Source organism: Campylobacter volucris (genome assembly GCF_008011665.1).
GTDB lineage: Bacteria > Campylobacterota > Campylobacteria > Campylobacterales > Campylobacteraceae > Campylobacter_D > Campylobacter_D volucris_A.
In genome coordinates this window covers 81,438-103,777 of record NZ_VOWJ01000014.1, presented here as the reverse complement: position 1 = coordinate 103,777, position 22,340 = coordinate 81,438, and the positions used below count along the sequence as shown (strand labels likewise).

The window sequence follows — 22,340 nt, the reverse complement described above, 5'->3', positions numbered from 1 at the left end:
TTCAATCTCTTAAAAATCCCGTCAAAGGCGAGCTTGCTTTTGCATCACTTATACTAGCAATACCAGCTAAATATGCATTCCTTCCAGCCTTTATGGCTAAAGAAAATGCCTTTGCCATCTTAGCTATATCATTAGCTTCAGCTATAGCAGTATTTGCCATAATAGCACTTACTCCCATTTGCATAGCCTCACAAGCTTGAGATGGAGTTCCTATGCCAGCATCTACTATTATAGGTAGCGAAATTTCATTTAATAAAATTTGTATAAATTCTTTAGTTAATAAACCCTTATTACTTCCTATAGGAGCACCAAGTGGCATTATAGCAGCAGCACCAACTTGTTCCAATGCTCTTGCTGCATATAAATCAGGATACATATAAACCAAAGGATTAAAATTTTCCTTTACTAAAAGTTCTACAGCTTTGATACTTTCATAATTATCAGGCAATAAATATTTACTATCATTAATAATTTCAAGCTTTATCATGTCACCGCACCCAAGCTCTCTTGAAAGCTTTGCTATACGAAGAGCCTCATTAGCATTTCTAGCACCTGAAGTATTTGGTAAAAGCTTGACATTTTTTGGTATAAAATCAAGTATATTTTCACTTTTTGACATAGCTCTTCTTAAAGCAAGAGTAATAAGCTCTACTTTTGCTTCATTTACAGCTGAACTTATAAGTTCTAAAGAAAATTTTCCCGAACCTAAAATAAAACGCGAATTAAATTCATATTTTCCTATTTTTAATTTATCCATTATTTTTACTCGCTAAAAGCTCTAAAACTAAATTTGCTTGATGAGCCGCACATATATTTACACGCGGTGCCATAAGTCCATTTCCTACTTTTGCTTCATTTTTTAAATCACCACAAACATAAAAATTATTTGCTATTTTTCTAGTTTGTATTTCATTACTATTTCCATATCCTGCTAAACCAGAACCACATATTAAAATTTTTTGTGGATAAAATTTATGAAAATTTTGAGCCAAAATAGCTTTATATTTAGCACTATCAAAAGCCTCACAAACTATATCATCATCTATAAACAAATCTTTGATATTTTCTTTTTCTATTTTTAAATTTTGAGAAAAAACTTTTATAAAAGGATTTATTTTAGAAATTTGCTCTTTCAAAGCTTGGCTTTTAAATTTACCCAAATCATCTACCATATAAGCTTGACGATTAAGATTACTAGGCTCTACTACATCAAAATCTATCAAATGAAGTCTTCCTACACCACTACGAGCTAGCATTATAGCTATATGAGATCCAAGACCACCAAGACCACAAATTGCCACACTAGCTTTTTTCAAACTATCGTGTAATTTTGGAGTATGCCTTGCCCTCATCATAGCATCTAACGCTTCATAAGGAGGCATTGTATTTTTTTCTATACAAAAAAGCTCATCATTGTCATTTAAATTTAGCTTTTCTTTAGTAGCAAAACCATTGACTATCCACACATCGTTTTCATTTTTACTTACACTTTGAAAAAAATCCAAAGTATTATCAAAATTTGTATTTATTTTTTTACCATTAAATTTTATATCCATCAACCACCACCCACAAAAGTTACAATCTCTACTTTATCATTTTCTTTTAAAACTAAATTTTCAAATTTATCCCTTGGGATAATTTCTCCATTTAACTCTAAAGCTATAAATTCCACCTTGTAGCCTTTTTCATTTAAAAAATCCATAAATTTCAACTCTTTAAATTCAAACTTTTCTCCGTTAATAATCATCTAAGGCCTTTTGAATTTTTATAGTTTGTTTTATAATCTTACATATTTTTAACAAATACTCTAATTCTTCTTTAGAACATTGATAGTCTTTTCTGTATTTTAACCATTGTTTTATGACTTGATATCCACCTATAGTATAGCTCCAAATTTCATCATTTATATTTTTTATAGCCAAATCTTCATTTAATATGATTTTGTTATCTATAAAACGATCTTTTTCTCTTAAATTTTTTAAGACAAAATTGCTTTTTTTATCGTCTTTTAAAAATATAAAATCAATATCATCATCTAAATTTTCTTTAAACAAATGCAAATTCACAAGCTCTTTTCCAAATTTAACAAATTTAGCAAAAGTCTTTTCATCTACTTCAAAATTTACCCTAGCAAAGCCTGTTTTTAAATACTCTAAATATTTTTCTCTATATTTTAGACTATATAAATTTGCATAGATAAAATACAAAATTTCTTCAGGAGTTTTGTCTTTTAAGATGTTGTGATTTTTTTTATATTCTAAAAATTCATTTGTGAAATTTGGAATTTTTTCATCATTTTCATAAAGATAAAGTGGAGCTATATAGGCATTTTCACTTGTTTTAGAACTTATAATACCCCTTTCTGCTATATCATTTAAAATAAAAGCATGTGCAAAATAATCACTATTTAACACCTTAGAAAAGCAAAGTCCTAAATTTTCTTTATCTAAAAAATGTTGCATTGTTTCATAAGCAGGGCGACTTGTAAAGCCTAATTTATAATATATAAATCTTTTATCAAATGGTCGATAATTGCATCTATAAATACAAGAATTATCATAACTCATATTTTTTAGTTTATATTCAAAAGCGTAAGAACTAGAATTTTTTATCGCATACACTTCTTTAAAGCCATCATCATAGTTACCACTAAAAGCTATTTGCATTTTATCTTGTAATTTTTCTTTATTTATATCTATAACTAAATTATCTCTATCTGTTTGAATTCCACTACCATAATTTAAAAATATAGCCTTTTTATCCCCTAAAGCCTTATCGCTTGCTAGTGCCCAAAAATCTTCATATTCTTCATTTTCAAAATTTTTTGATACAAAGTAATAATAAGACCCATTTAATGCTAACTCTTGCCATTTTATGGCATTTAAACCATTTTGCTTTATATCATCTAAAAGAGCAAATTTTTCTTTTCTTGAAAAGATATTATTTTCACTCGTAGAATAGTAATAAACCTTAGCACCATCGCTTGATTCACTCTTATTTTTTACAAACAAACTTATACAAACGCCTATTTTGATATCGAAAACATTTTCATCATTCTTAGCATCTTTATCGCTTCCGTGTAAATTTAGTATATAAATTTCATCAAAGCTCTTGTATAAACTTTCTCTCATTTTTCTATGAGTTTTGCCATTTAAAAAAGAATTATTAGTGATAAACCCCATTAAGCCTGTATTGTTTTCAAAGATATTGGCTTGTTTTTGCTCTAGTAATTTCCACTGCGCAAAACGCATAAATTTTATATAATCATCATCTAAGTTGATTTTTGTTTCGTTTAAACCTTGTTTGTAAGTTTGCAAAAGCTCTAGTATCTCTTTACCTTTGTTTTTACTTTTTGCATTATAAGGAGGATTTCCCAAGATAACTAGTAAATTTTGGCTATGTTTTACATCTCTTGCTTTTTTCCATTCTGTATCTAAATTTTCCAAAGGCATAAACATATCAAAATTTGCAATTTTTTCTAAGTCTAAAGTATTGTTAAGAAAAATTTGAAAATCAGCTTCGCTAAAATCCTTAAAACCATTTTTTCTTAAAATTTGTCCTAATTTTAATCTAGCTACTATATAAGGCACAAAAGAAAGCTCAAAACCATAAATGTCTTTTAAAAATTTATTTTTAATGGTTTCGTTTTTAAAAACTTCACTTTCTTTAGAAATAATCTTTTCAAAAACACTAGCTAAAAAACTCCCTGTACCTGTAGCAAAATCAAGCACTTTCACACTTTCATCATTAAAGCCTTTGTTTTTGTCAAATTTAGTTTTTAAAAGCTCATCTAATGATGAAACTATCATATCTACAACACTTTTTGGGGTATAAAAAACACCGCCTTCTTTGCGTTTTTGTGTCGCTCTTAAATCATCATAAGCTTTTAAAAAGTCTTCATATAAATATATACTTATACTTTCTAAGTCTTGATTTAAAATTTCACAAAGAGAAATTTTATCTATCAAAGATAGGGTTTTTTTGATATTTTCTAAGGTATATTTAATATCTTGCGGCAAAGAAAAAGAAGGTATAGCAAAATAAACAAACTCACTTAATGTCCTAAAAGTGCTAGGTAAAAATGATATAAAATTTTCTACAGGAATTTTTTCTAAATCATAACCATCATTTTCTATATAAGAAACAAAAATTCCATACACTATAGCTTGAGCTAAGATATCGCAAAATTCTTCATCTTTTAAATTTATCTTCTCTATATTTTCAAAGGTGTCTTTTGTTTTTTGAAAAAATCTTCTAAAGGAAGAATTTACATCACTTTTATTAAAAGAAATTTTTAAAGCGCTACTAAGATAAAAACTTTGCGAGCTTAAAACTTTTACTAGTTCTTGTTTAGTTTTTATAGTAGTGCTATTATCATCAAAAAAGGTTTTTACAAGATTTTTAAATACATCTACATTTTTTTCTATTAAATTTAAATCATCGTCTAATAAATTTACATCAATGATAATTTTTTCAAAAGAAAAAAGCACAAAACGCTTGTAATTTGTAAAAATTATATTTGGAGAAATTTGCAAATATTTATTGATTTGATTACTCTTTAAACCATCGCTTAAATCAATATCTAAATTTTTACACTCTATAAAGCCTATTAGATGATTATAACTTAATTCTTTTTCTTTATCTACAAGTTTATAAACCTTAAAATCAGGTCTTATAGAGCCTTGTCCTTTTTCGCTTTTTGGCTCGTGGATTATTTTTATATCTTTTGGTTTTAAAGCATTAAATAAAATTTCAAAAGAAGTTCTAAAAGTATGCTCGTTGTATTTTTTACTTTTGCAAATTTCTTTAATATCGTGTTGATATTTTTTAATTTCTTGCATATTTTTCCTAATTAAAATTTTCTATCAAATCTTTAAAAACTAAATATAATTTTTCAAGCTCTTCTATACTAACTCTTTCATCTATTGCGTGAATCGTGTCATTGCAAACCCCAAATTCTACTACTTTAACGCCAAACTCAGCAAAATATCTTGCATCACTAGTGCCGCCTTTAGTGTTAAGCTCAGGAACTATTTGAGTGATTTTTTGCACGCTTTGATTTAAAATTTGCACTATTTTAGAATTTATATTTGTTAAAAAAGGCTTTGAACTTTGAGTTAAGCTAAGCTCATAATCAAGTCCTTCGCAAATTTTTTCTACATATTTTTGTACATCTTCAAGGGTAGTTTGTGGTGAATTTCTAACATTAAACATCATTTTTAAATCATTTGGAGTCACATTGCTAACCTCCATACCACCTCTTATATCGGTGATGACTATCTTTGAAGGAGAAAAAGCCTCATCTCCTGGATCAAGATCAAAACCTGCTAAAAATTTCAAAACAGGAGCAAAATTATGTATAGGATTAATACATTTTTGCGGATAAGCTACATGCCCTTGCTTTCCTTTTATAAGCAATTTCCCATTGATAGAACCGCGACGCCCTATTTTGATACTATCTCCAAATTTTTTATCACAAGTTGGTTCAGCTACTATTGCAAAATCAGGCAAAATATCTTTTTCTTGCATAAATTTAAGCACTTCAAGTGTGCCATACTTTGCTTCACCTTCTTCATCGCTTGTTAAAATAAGCGAGATTCTACCTTGAAAATTTTCTACCTCTTTTGCAGCACATATAAAAGCAGTTAAGCCGCTTTTCATATCTTGAGCACCTCTTGCATAAATAAAACTATCTTTTTCCAAAGGATTAAATGGATCGCTACTCCATCCATCGCCTGATGGAACTACATCTATATGCCCACCAAAAGCTAAATGCACGCCATCTTCGCTAAATTTTTTAGTCAATAATAAATTTTTAACGCCTTCTTTTTCTATGAAAAACGCTTCAAAATCACTAAGCTCAACCGCAATATAATTTAAAGCTCCATCATCATCTGGAGTGATGGATTTAAATTTACATAATTCTTTAAAAAAATCTACTACTTGCATGTTTTATCCTATAAAAGCTCTATACAGCAAAGAAAGAGCAAAATACTCTAAAATAATTGCCGAACAAAGATTGATATAAAAAATATGTTTATTTTTTACAAAAGACTTAAATTTATATACAAAAAATGACAAAGCAAAAATCCAAAATACAATAAACCCTACCAAACCAAAAAGCAAGGCAAAGGAATTTTTACTTTGAGCACTAAGTCCAGCTACACTCACCCAAAATCCTATCACATAAGGATTTGTTAAATTTAAAAAAAATCCTTTTATAAAACCCTTTATAGGATGAATGCTATGAATTTGGCTTAAATTGACTTTTTTAGTTTTTTTAAGCATTAAAAATACCATATAACTTAAAAAGAAAAAACCAAAAACAGCTAGTATTTTATAAAAAATTTCATTATTTGCAAAACCTAAAATACCAAAATTGATTAAAATTAAAAATAATATATCAGCGCTTAACGCTCCAATTCCTATACAAAAAGAACTTTTAAAAGAAGATAAAGCAGTATTTAAAATCAATATATTTACAGGCCCAAAAGGAACTGATACCGCCATTCCTAAAACAATACCATTTAAAATAATCTCTAACATTTTCTTAGCCTAATTTTTTTAAAAAGACTAACAAAAAGTATTTAAATTTAAGTTTTAAAAGTCATTGTAGTTTTTTTATAAATATAAAAATGTTACAATAAAATTAAAATTATTTAAAAAATGAAAGAAAATCAATGAAAATAATCATGTATCATTATATAAGAGAAAGTTTGAAAAATTTACCTTATTTTAGATACTTACACATTGAAAATTTTAAAAAACAATTGGATTTTTTTGAAAAAGAATTTGGCTTTGTAAGTTATGATGAATTTTTGTACTTGAAAGACAATCCTTTATTTTGTAACAAATTAAAAAATAAAATTTTACTTACTTTTGATGATGGACTAAAGGATCATTATGTTTATGCCTTTAATGAGCTTTTAAAAAGAAAAATTTTTGGTATATTTTTTGTCCCAACTCGTATATTTAAACAAAATAAAGCTTTGGATGTTCATAGGGTGCATTATCTATTAGGTAAGATGGGGGGGGGTATTTTAAATTTTACCCATAAGAGTGTGAAACCATATATGTTAAAAAAATCCTCATTAAAACTTTTTAAAAACTACTATCAAGAGTTAGATGATGATAAAAATGTTAAAGAATTTAAACTTTTGTTTAACTATTTTGTAAAACCAAAATACAAAGAAAAAATTTTAGATCAAATTGTTGCTAATTTTTGGAACGATGAAGAAATTTTTAAAAATTTATATTTAAATAAAAATGACTTAAAAACTATGAGTGATAATGGCATGATAATAGCTAGCCATAGTTTTAATCACTTGAGCTTTAAAACATTGAGCATCAATGAGCAAAAACACGAACTCCATAATTCTATAAAGTTTTTAAATTCTTTTGTAATACCATCTATACAAATATTTTCTTATCCTTATGGTGAAGATACATCCTATGCAAAAAGGTGGCTTAAAAAATATAATTTTGATTTTGCTTTTAGCTCTATACCATCAAAAGATATTAATTATAAAGATTTGATTAACAATCGTTTCTCACTTCATAGATATGATTGTAATGAATTTATTCATGGAAAGGCTAGTTATGGCTGAAATTCGTTTTGCAAGATTAGAAGAAACTAACAAAATTATGGAATTTGTAAAAAATCATTGGAATGAAAATCATGTATTTGCCCATAGCAAAAAAGCTCTTGATTTTCAATATTTAGATCATTATTATCAACGATATAATATTGTTCTAGGAATTGAAGATAATAAAATTCAATCTATTTTAGGTTTTACCTTACTTAGTCAATATGATTGCAAACTTCAAAATAACAAAGATTTGTGGTTTGGAATTTGGAAAAGTATCAAACCCACTTTTGGTTTGGTTTTGATAAAATTTTTATTAGAAACTATCAAGCCAAATTCAATAGGAAATGCTGGTTTATCTAAACATGGCATAAAATATTATAAACTTTTTTCTTATGATAAAGTCGAACCGCTCAAACATTTTTACATAAAAAATGATAAAAAAGATAATTTTCACATAGCAGATTTTACAATTTCTCCAAATATACATAGTATAAAAAATATAGATTTTAAATATAAAATTTTGAGCCTAGATGAGTTTGAAAAATCAAATATAAAATTTAACTTTATCCCATATAAATCTAAGCAATATTTTATCAATAGATATTATAAAAATCCTTTTTACAAATATCTATTTTTAGGTATCTTTGAAAAATCCACACTAAAATGTATCTTTGTTATAAGAGAAGTTTCAATTTATAATAGCAAGTGTGTTAGAATAGTTGATTTTATAGGAGATTTTACAGAAAATATTTATACTTTATTACAAGAGTTTTTAATACAAAATGATTATGAATATATAGATTTTTTATGCTATGTGAATGATTTTTCAAAAATTACAAATATGGGTTTTATAGAAAAAAACAAAGAAATAATCACTAATTATTTTGAACCATTTATCAAAGAAAATCAAGATATTTATTTTGCTTATAAATGCGAAGATAAAAACTATGCTTTTTTTAAAGGAGATAGTGATCAAGATAGAATAAACAAATTATAACCTCACCACCTTAGCTCCAAAGCCACCTTGATTAATTGGAGCATCATTAAAGCTTCTTACGCTTTTGTGGGCTTTTAAAAATTCTTTTACCGCAAAAGCAAGTTTTCCTGTGCCTATGCCATGATAGATTATCACCTCATCAAAACCAGCTATTAAAGCATCAGAAATAAATTTATCAAGTCTATCTAGCGCTTCATCACTTCTAAGACCATGTAAATCCAAAGTCATGCTCAAAGCACTTGGTCTAGTGATATTAATGCTTGATTTTGGTTTTTGCGTATGGGCTTGATTAGTTTTTTTAAGTAGCTTTAGCGGCACACGCAAATTTAAACCATCGCTTTGAATGATCGCATCATTTTTAGAAATAGCTGTGATTTTACCTTTGATTTTTTCATATTTTACAAAGTCTCCAACCCTAAGCTCATCATTTTGCTCCATACTTGGCAAAATAATGCTTTTTTTAAGCTCATTAGCCTTATTTAAGCTTCTTTGCTTTTCTTTGATATCTTTAAGATTAATGGTTTTTTTGGCTTCTTCTATGGCTTTGTGATATTTAAATTCCAAATTAGAAATGATTTTTTTAAATTCTTGCTCATTTTTTTCTTTTTGATCTTTTAAAGAATTTAAAATTTCATCTACTTTTTCTTCTTTTTTTTCAAGTTCTTCATTTTTTTTACGCAAACTAAGCTCAAGATTGATATTTTTACTTACCATTTCTTCTAAATTTTCTTTATCTTCTCCATAAAGTTTTTTCGCATTTTGAACTAAATTTGCACTTATACCGTATCTTAAAGCTGTTTCAAAAGCATAAGATTTTCCTATGGTGCCTTTTAAAAATTCATATTTTGGACGAGAAAACTCTTCATCATACAAAGCTGCTATAAGCTCAACTTGCTCATTTTTTGCTAAAAGCATCGCAAGGCGTTTATGATGAGTAGTGATGATGATCTTATTATCTTGCTCTAAAAGTTTTGTAATCAATTCATTATATAAACACGCTGCTTCTTCAAAATCTGTCCCAAGTTCTATTTCATCTATGCCTAGTAAGAGATATTTTTTGCCTAAAAGTTTAGAAAAATGTAGCATTCTTCCTGCAAAAGTAGAAATATCATTTTTTACATTTTGCGGATCTTCTAAAATCGCATCAAATTCTTTAAAATTTCCTATTTGACTTTTTTGAGAATTAATTTTCATCGGAAGAAGATACTTAGCGAGCAAAGATGCGCTTAAAATTCCTTTTAAAAGCATAGACTTTCCGCCTGCATTTACCCCTGTGATAATCAAAACTTTTTTATTAAATTCCAAACTTACACTTTTTGCGTTTTTTAAAGCAGGATGGGCAAAATCATATAAATTTAAATTTGTAGAATTATCCGCTAAAATAAACTCATAATCATTTTTTTTAGCCATTAAAACTCTAGCACTATAATGATCAAACAAATCAAAAGCATTGTTTATAAATTTTAAAAACAATAAATTTTTATGAAAAATTAAACTAATTTTTTTAGCATACTCATAGTAAATTTCTTCTTTGGTATTTTCAATCTCATCAATTTGACTTTGAATTTTTTCTACACTCAAAGGCACTACATAAAAGCCACCACCGCTACTTCTACCTATAATCTTAGCTTTTAATACATGGTTAAATCCTCCACGCACAAGCAAAGCTTCCATACCATTTATCAAATGAATTTGTGTATCTATAAGATAAGGAGTTAAATTTTTAGTATAAGTGAATTTTTTAAACTCAGCTGTTAAACTTTCTTTTTTGAGCTTTAAAGAAAGATTTAAATTTATAAGTCTTTCATCAATACTTTCTTTTATTTGCCCTTTTTCATCAAAATATTCAAAAAGCTCTGCGATAACTTGTGGAATTTCTATCTTTAAAAGCCATTCTTTTAAACTTTCTTCAAATTTTAAACCCTTTAAATACCTAAAATACATACAAATTTTAATCAATTCAAAACTTTGATCTAAATGCAAAATCCCTTGTTTGCTAAGATGAGTTAAAGCTGTGTTTAAATTACTTATACTAGGTGGTGAAGTAAAATCAATCTTACAAAGCTCATTAATCCTTTTGAAATGCAATTTGCTATCACCTTGCAAAAAAACATCTTTATCTCTTGCGAAAAAATTTTTAAATTCAACTATATAAGAATCTAAATCTAATTTTTTAAAAAGCTCCTGTGTCATTGTAGATTGCAATCTTTAATATCAAAAACCAAAGCTTTAAAATCTTTATTTTTGCCATTGGAAACAAAGCTTTGCGTACCATGTTCAAAATTAAAAAATTCTTTGCTTACATTCATATCTTGGCATTTTAAAATTTGACCTTGCAAAAAAGCATTTAACATTTCTTTTTTAGCAATCCCACTCCTTGTAGCACTAAGCTCAAATTTAACAGCAAAAACTATAGCTAAAATCAATACTATAGCTAAAAGATAATTACTAATTTTTCCAATTTTTTTTCTCAAAAATGCAAAAAAAAGTAAAATCATAAAAAAAGCTAATATATATAAAAAAATTTTAAACATATTTACCTCTAAGTTTTACGCTAATATCTCCTGCGCCAAAACCAATCAATAAGCCACTATCTAACAAAATTTCATCAAGATAAATGGCATTTTGCTCTCTTTTGATATCTTTTATAAAATGTGCATTTGGAAAATATTTTTGCATATTTATATCTATTTTGGTTTCACCTGCTGCATATACAGGTAAGATATATAACTCATCAACGCAAGATAACACTTGACTGAAATACTCCACATTTGCACTCAAACGCGTATAACGATGTGGCTCAAAAATAGCTATAAGTTTTTTATATCCAGCTAAATTTGCATATTCTTTAGCTGCTTTTAGCGTGGTTTTAATTTCTGTTGGATGATGACCATAATCATCTATTAAAGCCATCTTTTCGTTGGCAAATAAAATATCAAATCTTTTTTTAATACCTTGATAATTTTGCAAATTGGTTCGAATTTGATCCATGTTTAAAAATTCACTTGCAGCTAAAATGGCCAAAGAAGCATCAAGTGCTACATGCTCTCCCATACCACAAACACCAAATTCTCCAAAATCTTTTAACTCAAAATGAATTTTAGGCTTAAAATTTTCTACACTCATACGGATATTTTTAATGTCTTTGCTTGGATATAATTTTTTACAATTAGACAAATTCAATTTTGCTAAAAATTCATCTTCAGCATTGATAACTTGAATTTTAGATAAATTTAAAAAATCCTCATAAGCTTTGTGTAATCTAGCAAGATCATTTCCATAATGATCTAAATGTTCTGCTTCGACATTGGTTACGATAGCCAAGTAAGGATTTGAATTTAAAAAAGAGCTATCACTCTCATCGGCTTCAAAAATGATATTTTGGCTTTCTTTATAAAGCATATTGGTGCCACTTTCTTTTAAAACTGCACCAATAATCACTGAAGCTTCTATTAAACTTGCTAAAATACTTGAAGTAGTGCTTTTACCATGGGCTCCTGCAACTGCAAAAACTCTTTTATCTTTTAAAATCATAGGCAAAGCTTCTTTTCTTGACAGGGTAGAAATGTTTTGTTCTTTTGCGCTTAATAATTCTTCATTATCTTCTTTAATAGCTGCTGAATACACCACTAAATCTACATTTTCAACATTATCTTTATGATGTGGAATTTTTATACTTATCCCTTCTTTTTCTAATTCTTTTGTGGTTTTGCTTTCTTTTATATCAGAACCGCTAATTTCAAAGCCTTGCTCTTTTAAAAATCTAGCCAATGCTGAAATACCTATACCACCTATACCTATGAAATGAATTTTTTGCATTCTTGCCTCAAGTGTTCAATAATAAGGCAAGAATTTTATCATTTATTTACTAAAATTAAAATATAAAAAGCTTTCAAAGGTAAATCTAATCATTATTTTGAGTTTTTAAATTAACAAGTCTATAATTGAATTGTTTTTGAAAAAATTCTTTATAAAGTTTTGAAAAATTTTTATGATACTCATCTATTTTAAAAGCTTTGTTTGCGTCTTTCAAACTAGTATTATTTTTAAAATAATAGCCATTAACTCCATCATACACTCCATTTTTATCTATCCATACAAGCTCATTAAAGCCAAATTCTAATCTCTCATCTTTGATAGATGCTAACATATTTCTTCCACCTAAGCTTAAATATTTTGTATCACTAAGAGTAAGATTATAAAGCGTTGGGAAGATATCTTTATGAGAACCTACACGATATTTATCATAATAGATATCATTTTTTAGATGATCAGGAATATACAAATAAAAAGGGACACTATAAGCAAAAGCTTTTTGAAAATTCATATCTATATTAATATCTCTAAATCTATGATCACCTGTAGCAGCAATAACAATATTTTCTTTAAATTTACTTTCTTTTATGCGATCTAAAAAAGTTCCAAATTCATCATTTGCATACGCATAAGCATTTAAAGCATCTATAGGATTATCAATAATAAATTGATTTAAGAATTTTTCATCTAAAGTTGTTTCGCTAAATAATTCTTTTTTGCTTTTATGTATATAAGGCCTATGAGTAGAAATACTAAGAGATATAACAAAAGTAGGATTTTTAGCGTTTTCAAAAATAGAATATATTTTTTTATACATAAATTCATCGGCTATGCCGTATTTATGCTTTGTTTTTTTAGCTTGTGGGAAATCTTGCATTAGTGTATTTTCATCTATAATTTCATCCGCTCCTTGATTTATAAAATAATTTCCAAGATTATACCAAGAAGAATTTCCACTATAAACAAAGATTATTTTATATCCTGCGTTTTTGTAAATTTGCAAAGGAGTGTAAGATAAAATTTCTTTTTGGTATTTACCATTGGAAATAGTATATGGGCTTAAAAATACCAAACGATTAAAACTTTCTATAGTATTATTTGCTCCTGATAAAAATCTTTTAAATACATAATCTTGCTTAAAATGTTTTTCCAAATTTCCTAAAAAATTATGTTTTTCGTTACTAAAATCAAGTAAATTTAAACCAAAACTTTCCATAATATTTAAATAAATATGATTTTTTGCATGATATTTGTTTGTTAAAGTGGTATCAAACATAGGAAAAAGCGTTTCTTCTAAATGTTTTAATTGATTTATATCTACATTTTTGAATTCTTGTTGATTTTTATACTCTTTATAAGCCCAAGAAAAAGCCATTAAAGGATTGGTAGAAATTTCATTAAAAGCTTTTATAGTACTAAATTCATAATTTGAAGCTCTTAATGCATTATAAGTAAAATGTCCTCTTAATGCCACAATATAAGCATAAACCAATAAAATATTTAACAAAATAAAAAATATCGTATTTATCCGTATATATTTTAAATTTAGATTAAGAATCTTAGTATTAAGCCAAAAACAAAACCCACTAAAAAATATAGCTATAAACAAAACTTTGATAATAGGATAATCAGACAAAATAATAGACAATATAGCTTTGGTATTATCATCTTTTAGTCCAAAAATAAAAATATCAATCTTACTTATATAAAATTGGAAGTAATAATAATGTATAAAAGCAGAAATTAAAACAATAAAAGCTAAAAAAGCTATATAAAAACTAGAAAAGTAAAAATAAAATTTAGCGATTACCCCCCCCCGTGATGCTATATTTATTTTTGAAAACAAAACCTATATAAGAAAGAAAACCGCATAAAAACAAAGGCAACAAAAGTGTGCTAAAAGTTCTCATATCATGGCCTAAACCATAAATATACACCATAAAAGAATTTTCACTTTCATTAGTCAAATTTTTCACCATAAAAAATCTAACAAAAGTAAAAATTCCCATAAAAATAAGACTAAAAGAAAGAATTTGTAATAAAATTTTTCTCATGTATTTTTCCTTAAAAAATAATTTATAGCAAAAATGAAAAAATAATAAATATTTTAATTTTCAAAATTTTTAATTATCTTATCAAAAGCCCATAAAGCTCTAGCTTCGTTTGCTTTGGTTACTTGTACTACTAGCATTTCTTCTTTATCACCTAATTGCTCTTGTAGCTGTCCAAAAGCATCGATAAAAAAGCTATCGCCATAAAATTTCCACTCATTTTCTTGTTTTAAATTTCCTATGCGATTTACTCTTAAAATATTAGTAGAATTTAAAAAAGCTCTAGTTTTTAATAGTTCTAGCCATCTTTGATTACTCTCAAAAGTGCTAGCTGTAGGAATGATAACCAAATCAATCTTTTTTTTCATAATCATTTGCCAAAATACATCAAAATGTGCCTCAAAGCCAAAAAGTAAAGCACATTTTAATTTTTCATGCATAAAAGTAAAAAGTTTTAATTTCTCGCTCTTTTTGTTGTTAAAAAATTTATCCTCATTCCAATGTGTATAAGGCATTAAAATTTGTTGCTCATACGATTTTACGCTTTGAGGGCTTACTTTTAAGCAAAGCTTTTTTAAACCATTATTTTCAACGCTTATAAAGGGTGCTATAATAGTTAAGTCATATTTTTTAGAAAGTTTAATTAAGCTTTCTTTTTTACTCTCGCTTTGTTCTTTAATCATGCTTTTTGGCATGCTTTGTAGTTCTATAAAAAAACTATTTAAAACATACTCACCTAAAACAACCAAATTTGCACCGCTTTCCTTGGCTGCTTTTAAATAATAATCTAATCTTGATTCGCTTAAAGCTAAAGTAGGAAATTGTAAAGCAACCACATTACTCATCAATTTGCTCTATTTCTAATTTAGCTTTTTCTAAAAGCTCTCTTGCTGCTTGGATATTCTTTAAACCATCTTTGTAAATTTCTACACAAGTTTGAAGTTTTAAATCTTTATCATTAAGTTTTTCTAAAGATTCTTCAGCTTGTTTGATATAATCTTCAAATTCCATCAATTACTCACTTTGTAATTTGGTGCTTCAGCAGTAATTGTAACATCATGCACATGACTTTCCTTTAAACCTGCTGCGGTAATTTCTACAAATTCAGCCTTTTCTTGGAAATCTTTAATACTTGGAGCGCCTACATAACCCATAGAAGATCTAAGACCACCTAAAAGTTGATGGATAACATTTTTCATACTCCCTACATAAGGAACTCTTCCTTCAATACCCTCTGGAACTAGTTTATCTTGTGCTGTGCCTTCTTGAAAATATCTATCTGAACTTCCTTTTTGCATAGCACCTAAACTTCCCATACCACGATAAGATTTATATTGTCTTCCTTGATAGGTAAAAAGTTCTCCTGGACTCTCATCTGTTCCTGCTAAAAGCGAACCTATCATCACACTGCTTGCACCTGCTGCGATAGCTTTTGCTATATCACCTGAATACTTTATACCTCCATCAGCGATTACTGGCACTCCATATTTATTAGCCTCTATAGCACACTCATCAATAGCTGAAATTTGAGGCACACCTACGCCTGATACAATGCGTGTAGTGCAAATACTACCTGGCCCTATACCGATTTTTATTGCATCAGCACCTGCTTCGCATAAGTCTTTTACAGCTTTTGCACTGGCAACATTCCCTACAATCACATCTACTTCAAATTCAGCCTTAATAGCTTTTAAAGTATCAATAATGCCTTTAGAATGTCCATGAGCACTATCCATTACTATCACATCCACTTCAGCTTCTACTAAAGCTCTCACACGATCAATTTGCCCTACACCAACTGCTGCTGCTACTCTTAATCTTCCATAAGAATCCTTGTTTGAGTCAGGGTATTCTTTGCGTTTTTTAAGATCTTTTATGGTAATTAATCCCTCTAAACGATTATTTTCATCGACAATAGGAAGTTTTTCGACTTTATTAGTTGAAAAAATTCTTTCAGCATCATCTAAAGTAGAGCCTTTTTTAGCAGTGATTAAAGGTATTTTTGTCATTACATTTTCAACTAAATTATCAAAATTGGTTTCAAATCTTAAATCACGATTGGTTAAAATTCCTATTAAAATTTTATTTTCATCCACCACAGGAACTCCAGAAATTCTATATTCTGCCATGAGCTCTAATACTTCTTTTACACTTGCTTTAGCATCGATGTAAATAGGATCTATAATCACCCCGCTTTCGCTTTTTTTAACTCTTTTTACTTCCCTAACTTGAGAAGCTATATCCATATTTTTATGGATAACTCCTATGCCACCAAGTCTAGCCATCATGATAGCAGCTCTATGTTCGGTTACTGTATCCATTGCTGCTGAAATCAAAGGCATATTTAAAGTAATATTTTTAGTTAATTTGGTTTTAATATCTACTTCTTTTGGTAATACTTCTGAATATTGAGGGACTAATAAAACATCTTCAAAAGTTAAAGCGCGTTTAAGAATTCTCATAATTATCCTTTATTTTTGACTAACATTTCTAAATTTAAAGCACCATCTAGTAAGGTTTGCTCATCATAAGCCTTACATACAAATTGAGCTGAAATATTTAAACCATCTTTATTAGTAGCAATTGGCACACTAATACCACCAAGACCGGCTAAATTCACCGAAATTGTAAATACATCTTCTAAATACATTTGAACTGGACTCTTACAAGCTCCAAAATCAAAAGCCACACTAGGAGTTACAGGCATAAAAATCAAATCACAATCACTTAAAATCTCTTCATATTTTTGTTTAATAAATCTCCTAGCTTTTTGAGCTTTCACATAACAAGCATCATAATAACCACTGCTTAAAACAAAAGTTCCAAGTAGTATTCTTCTTTTTACTTCCTCTCCAAATCCTTCACTTCTACTCTTAACATATAAATCATTTAAATTTTCACAATCTTGACTTCTGTGTCCATAACGAACTCCATCATAACGACTTAAATTTGCACTTGCTTCAGCTGCTGCAATGATATAATAAGTAGCAACATCAAATTTAGAATCCATCAAATCTTTATAAACTATCTCATGATTATTTGCTTTTAACATATCAATAGTGCTTAACAAAGCTTCTTTCACATCATCATTAGTTTGCTCTATGTAATTTTTAATAACAGTAATTTTTAATTTTCTATTGGCATTTAATTTTGGCGTAGTTGGCTCAAAAGCTATATTAGCACTAGTACTATCTTTTTCATCATATCCAGCTATAACATCATATAAAATAGCCGCATCTTCTACATTTTGCGTTAAAACTCCTATTTGATCAAGGCTCGAAGAATATGCTGCTAAGCCGTATCTACTTACTCTTCCATAGCTTGGTTTAAACCCTACACATCCACAAAAAGCAGCAGGTTGTCTTACAGAGCCTCCTGTGTCTGAACCCAAGCTTGCTAAGGCTATACCTGCAGCTACAGCAGCCGCACTTCCACCACTACTTCCACCAGGAACTTTTGTGTGATCGAGTGGATTTAATGTTTTACCATAAAATGAAGATGCACTAGTGCTACCCATGGCAAATTCGTCCATATTACATCTTCCAAAAGGAGAAAAATTATGCTTTCTTAGACTAGTAATTACACTAGCATCATAAGGAGCAACATAACCTTGTAAAATTTTAGAAGCACAAGTTAATTCCCAATCTTTCACGCTAATATTATCTTTAATTGCTATAGGCACTCCTGAGCCTGAATTTGTTAAATCTTTACCCAAAAATTGCTCCACATAAGCACCTAAATGTTTTTGCTCTAATGCTTTTTGATTTAATTCTTTTTTTAAATTTTCTAACTCTTCTTGTGAAAATTTTAAAGCCTCTTTTAAAGTTACCATTATTTATCCTTCAATTTTTTAACTACATAAAATAAAACCAATATAGCAAGTAAAAAACATACTACAGTAATAACCACCACGCTAAAAGGCAAAGCTTGTTCAAACATTTTTTTCTTTTTCCACCCCACTACATCTTGGACACAAACATTCTACTTCTTTTGCTAAAAATTTCCAACATCTTGGACATTTATACAATGAAGATTTAACTATCCTAAAGCTGACATTATCTACTTTAAATTCAGCTAAAGCTTCTTTGTCATCAAGATTTTCAACCAAACTCACCATAAACCAATCTGAAATTTCTTCTAAATCTTCACTTAAAAGCTCATTTGCACTAGTTTGTAAATTTAACTCTAATGTCGATTTTATAAGTTTTTCTTTTTTTAATCCATCGATAATTTCAAAAAATTTCTCTCTTGATTTGATAAACAATTCATCTTCAATTTTAAATTCATATTCAAAACCATTTTTTAATATTAAGTCAAAAACATCTTTAGCATTTTCTTTTATAGCTATATTTGCATGCTCTAAAGCTTCATCTATGGTATAAGTTAAACTTGGAGCTAAAAGTGTAAAAAGTTTTCTAGCTATTAACACCATCGCACTTTGTGCGCTTACTCTTTTGGCATCATCTTTAGCATTACAATACAATCTATCTTTGCAAATATCAAGATAAATTCCACTTAAATCCGAACTTAAAAAATTTAAAAGCACGCTAAAGCCTTTTGCAAACTCATATTTTTCAAAAGCATTTTCACAAATTTCAAAAGCATTTTTCGCACGCATTAAAATCCACTTATCTAAAAGAGTGAAATTTTTAGTTTCTACAAATTCTATGTCATTGGTATTTGCAAGTAAAAATCTTATGGTATTTCTTATCTTTCTATACTGCTCGCTTACTTGTTTTAAGATATTATCTGAAATTTTAAGATCGCTTGAATAATCACTCAGCATAATCCAAAGTCTTAAAATCTCTACTCCATAATTTTTAGCAACATTTTGAGGCAAGATGATATTGCCTTTAGATTTACTCATTTTTTGACCTTTTTCATCTACGGTAAAACCATGAGTGAGTATATTTTTATATGGAGTTTTATGATTGATTGCAGTGGAGATTAAAAGAGAGCTTTGAAACCATCCACGATGCTGATCGCTTCCTTCAAGATACATAGAAGCTTGGTATTCTCCTGCGTCGTATCTGTTTGAATTTAGCACTGCTTCCCAAGTACTTCCACTATCAAACCAAACATCTAAAATATCATAAACTTTTTCTAAATCATCAGGATTATATTTGCAAGAATTTGGTAGTAAATCTTTAATTTCTAAATCCCACCAAGCATCAGCCCCTTTTTCTTCAAAAATGCTCACTAAATGATCTAAAATTTCTGTATCAAAAATCACTTCTTGAGATTTTTTATCTCTAAAGAATGCTATAGGAACCCCCCAATCTCTTTGTCTTGAGATACACCAATCAGGACGATTTTCTATCATGGAACTAAGTCTTTTTACACCGCTTTCTGGATAAAATTTAACACTATTTAACTGCTCTAATGCTAATTCTCTTAAAGATTTTGAGTCAAGTTTTTTCTCATCCATTAAAACAAACCATTGCTTGGTTGCCCTATAAATAATAGGTTTATGGGTTCTCCAACAAAATGGATAAGAATGAGTAAATTTTGAACTTTCAAGCAAAGAATCCCCTAAAAGTTCTAAAATACGCTCATTAGCTTTAAAAATATGAAGTCCTATAAATTCATTTAGTAAATGCTCTGGTAAAAGCCCTTTAGCTCTTAATGTTTCATCATAACATCCACCATCATCCACAGGCATAATCACTTCAATATCATATTTTAAACACACATAATAATCATCTTCCCCATGCCCTGGAGCAGTATGCACAAGCCCTGTTCCACCATCCATTAATACATGATCACCTAAAATCAAAGTAGATTTTCTTTGATTAAGCGGATTAATGGCACTTAAATTTTCAAATTCAGCCCCTAAAAGCTCTTTTTGAATTTTTCCTTCACTAAAGCCTTTATTTACCATAGTTTCAAGTAAAGCCTTAGCAAAAATAAAACCTTCTTGAGTGATGACATATTTTTCATTTGGATTTAAAGATATAGCTTGATTTGCAGGTAAAGTCCATGGAGTAGTAGTCCAAATAACTGCTTTTGCATTTTTAACGCCAAGTTTTTGGCAAGAAGGCTCATCTAAAGCAAAAGCTACAAATATAGAATAATCTTCTTTATCTTCATACTCTACTTCAGCTTCAGCCAAAGCACTCTTAGCAGCCCAACTCCAAAACACAGGTTTGCTTCTTTCAAGCAAAAGTCCTTTTTTAGCAATCTCGCATAAAGCTTTATAAATATCTGCTTCAAAAGCATTTTTCATAGTTAAATATGGATTATCCCAATCTGCAATCACTCCTAAAGATTTAAATTCATCTTTTTGGATATTTACAAATTCTTTAGCATGTTCTCTACAAAATTCACGAATTTCTTTTTTGCTTAAATTTTGTTTTTTATCTTTTAATTTCATTTCAACTTGTTGCTCAATTGGCAAGCCATGACAATCCCAGCCTGGAGTAAAACGCACTTTTTTACCTTGAAAATAATGCATTTTAATGATGATATCTTTTAAAATTTTATTTAAAGCATGACCGATATGTAAGTGTCCATTTGCATAAGGAGGACCATCATGTAGGGTAAAACTCTCACTAGCATTTTGCCTTTTTTGTTTCATTTTTTCATAGGCATAATTATTTTCAAACCATTTGTTAAAACGCTTAGGTTCAAGCTCTGCTAAATTTGCACGCATAGCAAAAGTCGTATTAGGCAATAAAAGCGTATCTTTATAATCCATATATTCACCTTAAAATAATAAAAATGGTAAATTCTACTTAAAATACTTTTAATTTGCACTTATTTTTTTGTTATAATCATAATAAAAAAGGAATTTTATGAAACATTTAATCATTGTAATTGGCAATGAATTAATCATTAATGAAAATTACATGCGTTATATCTATGAAGAATACAAAAAGCAATTTTTAGAACTTCATGAAATCAAATTTATCAACAAACCTGATAAAGAACTTCCTTTTTTACTACAAAATCTTGCTCAAGAATACAGCTACATCAGTATATTTTGTATCAATGAACACTATGCTACCATAGCAAAAATTTTGGCCACTCTTAGCGATGATACACTTATTTTAGAAAATGATACCCTAGTTCCATCTAAATCAAACAATATCACAAATAGCTTTTTAATCACTATAGATAACTGCTCTATCAATTTACTTAATGCAAATATCACTTCAAAATTGCCTCAAATTTTAAATAAACCTGAGTTAAATTATGCTCACTTTTGTCTTTTAGATATCGATGAAATGAGTGCAAATCTTTTACTTGATACTTTGACAAAATCTTTTGAAATTCAAACTAATTCTAGTGCTTTGCTTGAAAATTTAATATGTATTCGCGCAAGTGCTAGTCAATATGGAAAATTAGAAGGCTTTTTAAAAGGGGTTTTTAAACTTTTTAATACAAAAGTATTTTTAGGAAATGATCCTATCAAATTTATCACAAAAAAACTTTTAGAAAAAAATCTAAAAATTTCTTTTGCTGAAAGTTGCACAGCAGGATTATGTGCTTCAAAATTAGCCCAATTTGATGGAATTTCAAGCATTTTTGAAGGCTCTTTGATAACTTATTCTAATCGTTTAAAAAATTCATGGCTTGGGGTAAGCAATGATACTTTAGAAAGCATAAGTGAGTATTCTGATAGATGTGTGTATTTTATGCTAAAAGGTGTATTTAAAACAGCAAATCCTGATTTTGCCCTAGCAATTAGTGGAGTAGCTGGGGAAAATAATGATAAAAACACCAAAGCTGGCACCATTTACATAGGAGCTATGTATAAAGATGGGACATTTTTGCAAGAATGTATCCATATACAAGGCAATAGAAACTATACAAGAGAGCAAGCCTGCTTAGCTGCTTTTTGCTTGATGTTAAAATTAAAACCTGAAATTTTCTTTGGATTTTAAA

19 protein-coding genes are annotated in these 22,340 nt (G+C 28.4%); 3 read left to right on the top strand and 16 right to left on the bottom strand.

Going from position 1 to position 22,340, the window contains the following annotated elements; genetic code table 11:
- Position 1: 1 nt before the first annotated feature.
- From FPD38_RS02405 to FPD38_RS02380, 6 genes are read right to left on the bottom strand one after another with little or no spacing between them, the layout of a single operon-like run.
- Positions 2–757 carry a thiazole synthase gene (locus FPD38_RS02405; protein ID WP_147555198.1) on the bottom strand — a complete coding sequence of 252 codons (756 nt, stop codon included), beginning with the start codon at positions 755–757 and terminating at the stop codon, positions 2–4.
- Entirely contained in the window at positions 750–1,556 is an 807-nt protein-coding gene (gene thiF / locus FPD38_RS02400) for a thiamine biosynthesis protein ThiF (protein WP_147555197.1), read from the bottom strand. Before thiF ends, FPD38_RS02405 begins: the two co-directional genes overlap by 8 nt.
- Positions 1,556–1,747, bottom strand: a complete 192-nt coding sequence (gene thiS, locus FPD38_RS02395) for a sulfur carrier protein ThiS (protein ID WP_147555196.1) — start codon at positions 1,745–1,747, stop codon at positions 1,556–1,558. The genes thiF and thiS overlap by 1 nt, the downstream gene beginning before the upstream one ends.
- Complete coding sequence (locus tag FPD38_RS02390; protein WP_147555195.1) at positions 1,737–4,841, bottom strand: type ISP restriction/modification enzyme; 3,105 nt, start codon at positions 4,839–4,841, stop codon at positions 1,737–1,739. The genes thiS and FPD38_RS02390 overlap by 11 nt, the downstream gene beginning before the upstream one ends.
- 7 nt (positions 4,842–4,848) lie before the next feature.
- Positions 4,849–5,949 carry a succinyl-diaminopimelate desuccinylase gene (gene dapE, locus FPD38_RS02385; RefSeq protein WP_147555194.1) on the bottom strand — a complete coding sequence of 367 codons (1,101 nt, stop codon included), beginning with the start codon at positions 5,947–5,949 and terminating at the stop codon, positions 4,849–4,851.
- Positions 5,950–5,952: 3 nt separating this feature from the next.
- Entirely contained in the window at positions 5,953–6,546 is a 594-nt protein-coding gene (locus FPD38_RS02380) for a LysE family transporter (RefSeq protein WP_147555193.1), read from the bottom strand.
- A 134-nt stretch (positions 6,547–6,680) separates the two neighbouring features.
- Between FPD38_RS02380 and FPD38_RS02375 the strand changes: the two genes are divergently transcribed.
- A complete protein-coding gene (locus tag FPD38_RS02375) occupies positions 6,681–7,607 on the top strand; it encodes a polysaccharide deacetylase family protein (protein WP_147555192.1) in 927 nt (308 codons plus the stop codon).
- Positions 7,600–8,586 (top strand): hypothetical protein, encoded by a 987-nt coding sequence (locus FPD38_RS02370; protein WP_261798276.1) that lies wholly within the window; start codon positions 7,600–7,602, stop codon positions 8,584–8,586. The genes FPD38_RS02375 and FPD38_RS02370 overlap by 8 nt, the downstream gene beginning before the upstream one ends.
- Here the strand turns inward: FPD38_RS02370 and FPD38_RS02365 are convergent.
- From FPD38_RS02365 to ileS, 10 genes are all read right to left on the bottom strand, one after another.
- Positions 8,581–10,779, bottom strand: coding sequence for an endonuclease MutS2 (locus FPD38_RS02365; protein WP_147555190.1), 2,199 nt, complete (start codon positions 10,777–10,779; stop codon positions 8,581–8,583). The two genes, FPD38_RS02370 and FPD38_RS02365, sit on opposite strands and share 6 nt — an antisense overlap.
- A complete protein-coding gene (locus FPD38_RS02360) occupies positions 10,776–11,084 on the bottom strand; it encodes a hypothetical protein (protein ID WP_147555189.1) in 309 nt (102 codons plus the stop codon). The genes FPD38_RS02365 and FPD38_RS02360 overlap by 4 nt, the downstream gene beginning before the upstream one ends.
- Positions 11,085–11,112: 28 nt before the next feature.
- A complete protein-coding gene (murC, locus tag FPD38_RS02355) occupies positions 11,113–12,405 on the bottom strand; it encodes a UDP-N-acetylmuramate--L-alanine ligase (protein ID WP_147555188.1) in 1,293 nt (430 codons plus the stop codon).
- A gap of 85 nt (positions 12,406–12,490) precedes the next feature.
- Positions 12,491–13,909 (bottom strand): LTA synthase family protein, encoded by a 1,419-nt coding sequence (locus tag FPD38_RS02350; protein WP_261798275.1) that lies wholly within the window; start codon positions 13,907–13,909, stop codon positions 12,491–12,493.
- Positions 13,910–14,201: 292 nt separating this feature from the next.
- Entirely contained in the window at positions 14,202–14,456 is a 255-nt protein-coding gene (locus FPD38_RS02345; RefSeq protein WP_147555187.1) for a hypothetical protein, read from the bottom strand.
- Positions 14,457–14,509: 53 nt separating this feature from the next.
- Positions 14,510–15,298: a carbon-nitrogen hydrolase family protein gene (locus tag FPD38_RS02340; protein WP_147555186.1), complete on the bottom strand. Its 789-nt coding sequence runs from the start codon at positions 15,296–15,298 to the stop codon at positions 14,510–14,512.
- Positions 15,291–15,464: an exodeoxyribonuclease VII small subunit gene (locus FPD38_RS02335; RefSeq protein ID WP_039665858.1), complete on the bottom strand. Its 174-nt coding sequence runs from the start codon at positions 15,462–15,464 to the stop codon at positions 15,291–15,293. The genes FPD38_RS02340 and FPD38_RS02335 overlap by 8 nt, the downstream gene beginning before the upstream one ends.
- Positions 15,464–16,915, bottom strand: coding sequence for an IMP dehydrogenase (gene guaB, locus FPD38_RS02330; protein WP_147555185.1), 1,452 nt, complete (start codon positions 16,913–16,915; stop codon positions 15,464–15,466). The genes FPD38_RS02335 and guaB overlap by 1 nt, the downstream gene beginning before the upstream one ends.
- 2 nt (positions 16,916–16,917) lie before the next feature.
- A complete protein-coding gene (gatA, locus tag FPD38_RS02325) occupies positions 16,918–18,285 on the bottom strand; it encodes an Asp-tRNA(Asn)/Glu-tRNA(Gln) amidotransferase subunit GatA (protein ID WP_147555184.1) in 1,368 nt (455 codons plus the stop codon).
- A gap of 99 nt (positions 18,286–18,384) precedes the next feature.
- Complete coding sequence (ileS, locus tag FPD38_RS02320) at positions 18,385–21,150, bottom strand: isoleucine--tRNA ligase (RefSeq protein WP_147555183.1); 2,766 nt, start codon at positions 21,148–21,150, stop codon at positions 18,385–18,387.
- A gap of 97 nt (positions 21,151–21,247) precedes the next feature.
- Between ileS and FPD38_RS02315 the strand changes: the two genes are divergently transcribed.
- On the top strand, positions 21,248–22,339 hold the full coding sequence (locus FPD38_RS02315) for a CinA family protein (protein ID WP_147555182.1): 1,092 nt from the start codon (positions 21,248–21,250) through the stop codon (positions 22,337–22,339).
- Position 22,340 lies beyond the last annotated feature (1 nt).

Coding starts and splice junctions, on each gene's coding strand:
- thiS (WP_147555196.1), bottom strand. CDS start 1,747: ATGATTATTAACGGAGAAAAGTTTGAATTTAAAGAGTTGAAATTTATG.
- FPD38_RS02335 (WP_039665858.1), bottom strand. CDS start 15,464: ATGGAATTTGAAGATTATATCAAACAAGCTGAAGAATCTTTAGAAAAA.
- ileS (WP_147555183.1), bottom strand. CDS start 21,150: ATGGATTATAAAGATACGCTTTTATTGCCTAATACGACTTTTGCTATG.
- dapE (WP_147555194.1), bottom strand. CDS start 5,949: ATGCAAGTAGTAGATTTTTTTAAAGAATTATGTAAATTTAAATCCATC.
- FPD38_RS02315 (WP_147555182.1), top strand. CDS start 21,248: ATGAAACATTTAATCATTGTAATTGGCAATGAATTAATCATTAATGAA.
- FPD38_RS02345 (WP_147555187.1), bottom strand. CDS start 14,456: ATGAGAAAAATTTTATTACAAATTCTTTCTTTTAGTCTTATTTTTATG.
- FPD38_RS02370 (WP_261798276.1), top strand. CDS start 7,600: ATGGCTGAAATTCGTTTTGCAAGATTAGAAGAAACTAACAAAATTATG.
- gatA (WP_147555184.1), bottom strand. CDS start 18,285: ATGGTAACTTTAAAAGAGGCTTTAAAATTTTCACAAGAAGAGTTAGAA.
- FPD38_RS02340 (WP_147555186.1), bottom strand. CDS start 15,298: ATGAGTAATGTGGTTGCTTTACAATTTCCTACTTTAGCTTTAAGCGAA.
- guaB (WP_147555185.1), bottom strand. CDS start 16,915: ATGAGAATTCTTAAACGCGCTTTAACTTTTGAAGATGTTTTATTAGTC.
- murC (WP_147555188.1), bottom strand. CDS start 12,405: ATGCAAAAAATTCATTTCATAGGTATAGGTGGTATAGGTATTTCAGCA.
- FPD38_RS02360 (WP_147555189.1), bottom strand. CDS start 11,084: ATGATTTTACTTTTTTTTGCATTTTTGAGAAAAAAAATTGGAAAAATT.
- FPD38_RS02380 (WP_147555193.1), bottom strand. CDS start 6,546: ATGTTAGAGATTATTTTAAATGGTATTGTTTTAGGAATGGCGGTATCA.
- thiF (WP_147555197.1), bottom strand. CDS start 1,556: ATGGATATAAAATTTAATGGTAAAAAAATAAATACAAATTTTGATAAT.
- FPD38_RS02405 (WP_147555198.1), bottom strand. CDS start 757: ATGGATAAATTAAAAATAGGAAAATATGAATTTAATTCGCGTTTTATT.
- FPD38_RS02375 (WP_147555192.1), top strand. CDS start 6,681: ATGAAAATAATCATGTATCATTATATAAGAGAAAGTTTGAAAAATTTA.
- FPD38_RS02365 (WP_147555190.1), bottom strand. CDS start 10,779: ATGACACAGGAGCTTTTTAAAAAATTAGATTTAGATTCTTATATAGTT.
- FPD38_RS02390 (WP_147555195.1), bottom strand. CDS start 4,841: ATGCAAGAAATTAAAAAATATCAACACGATATTAAAGAAATTTGCAAA.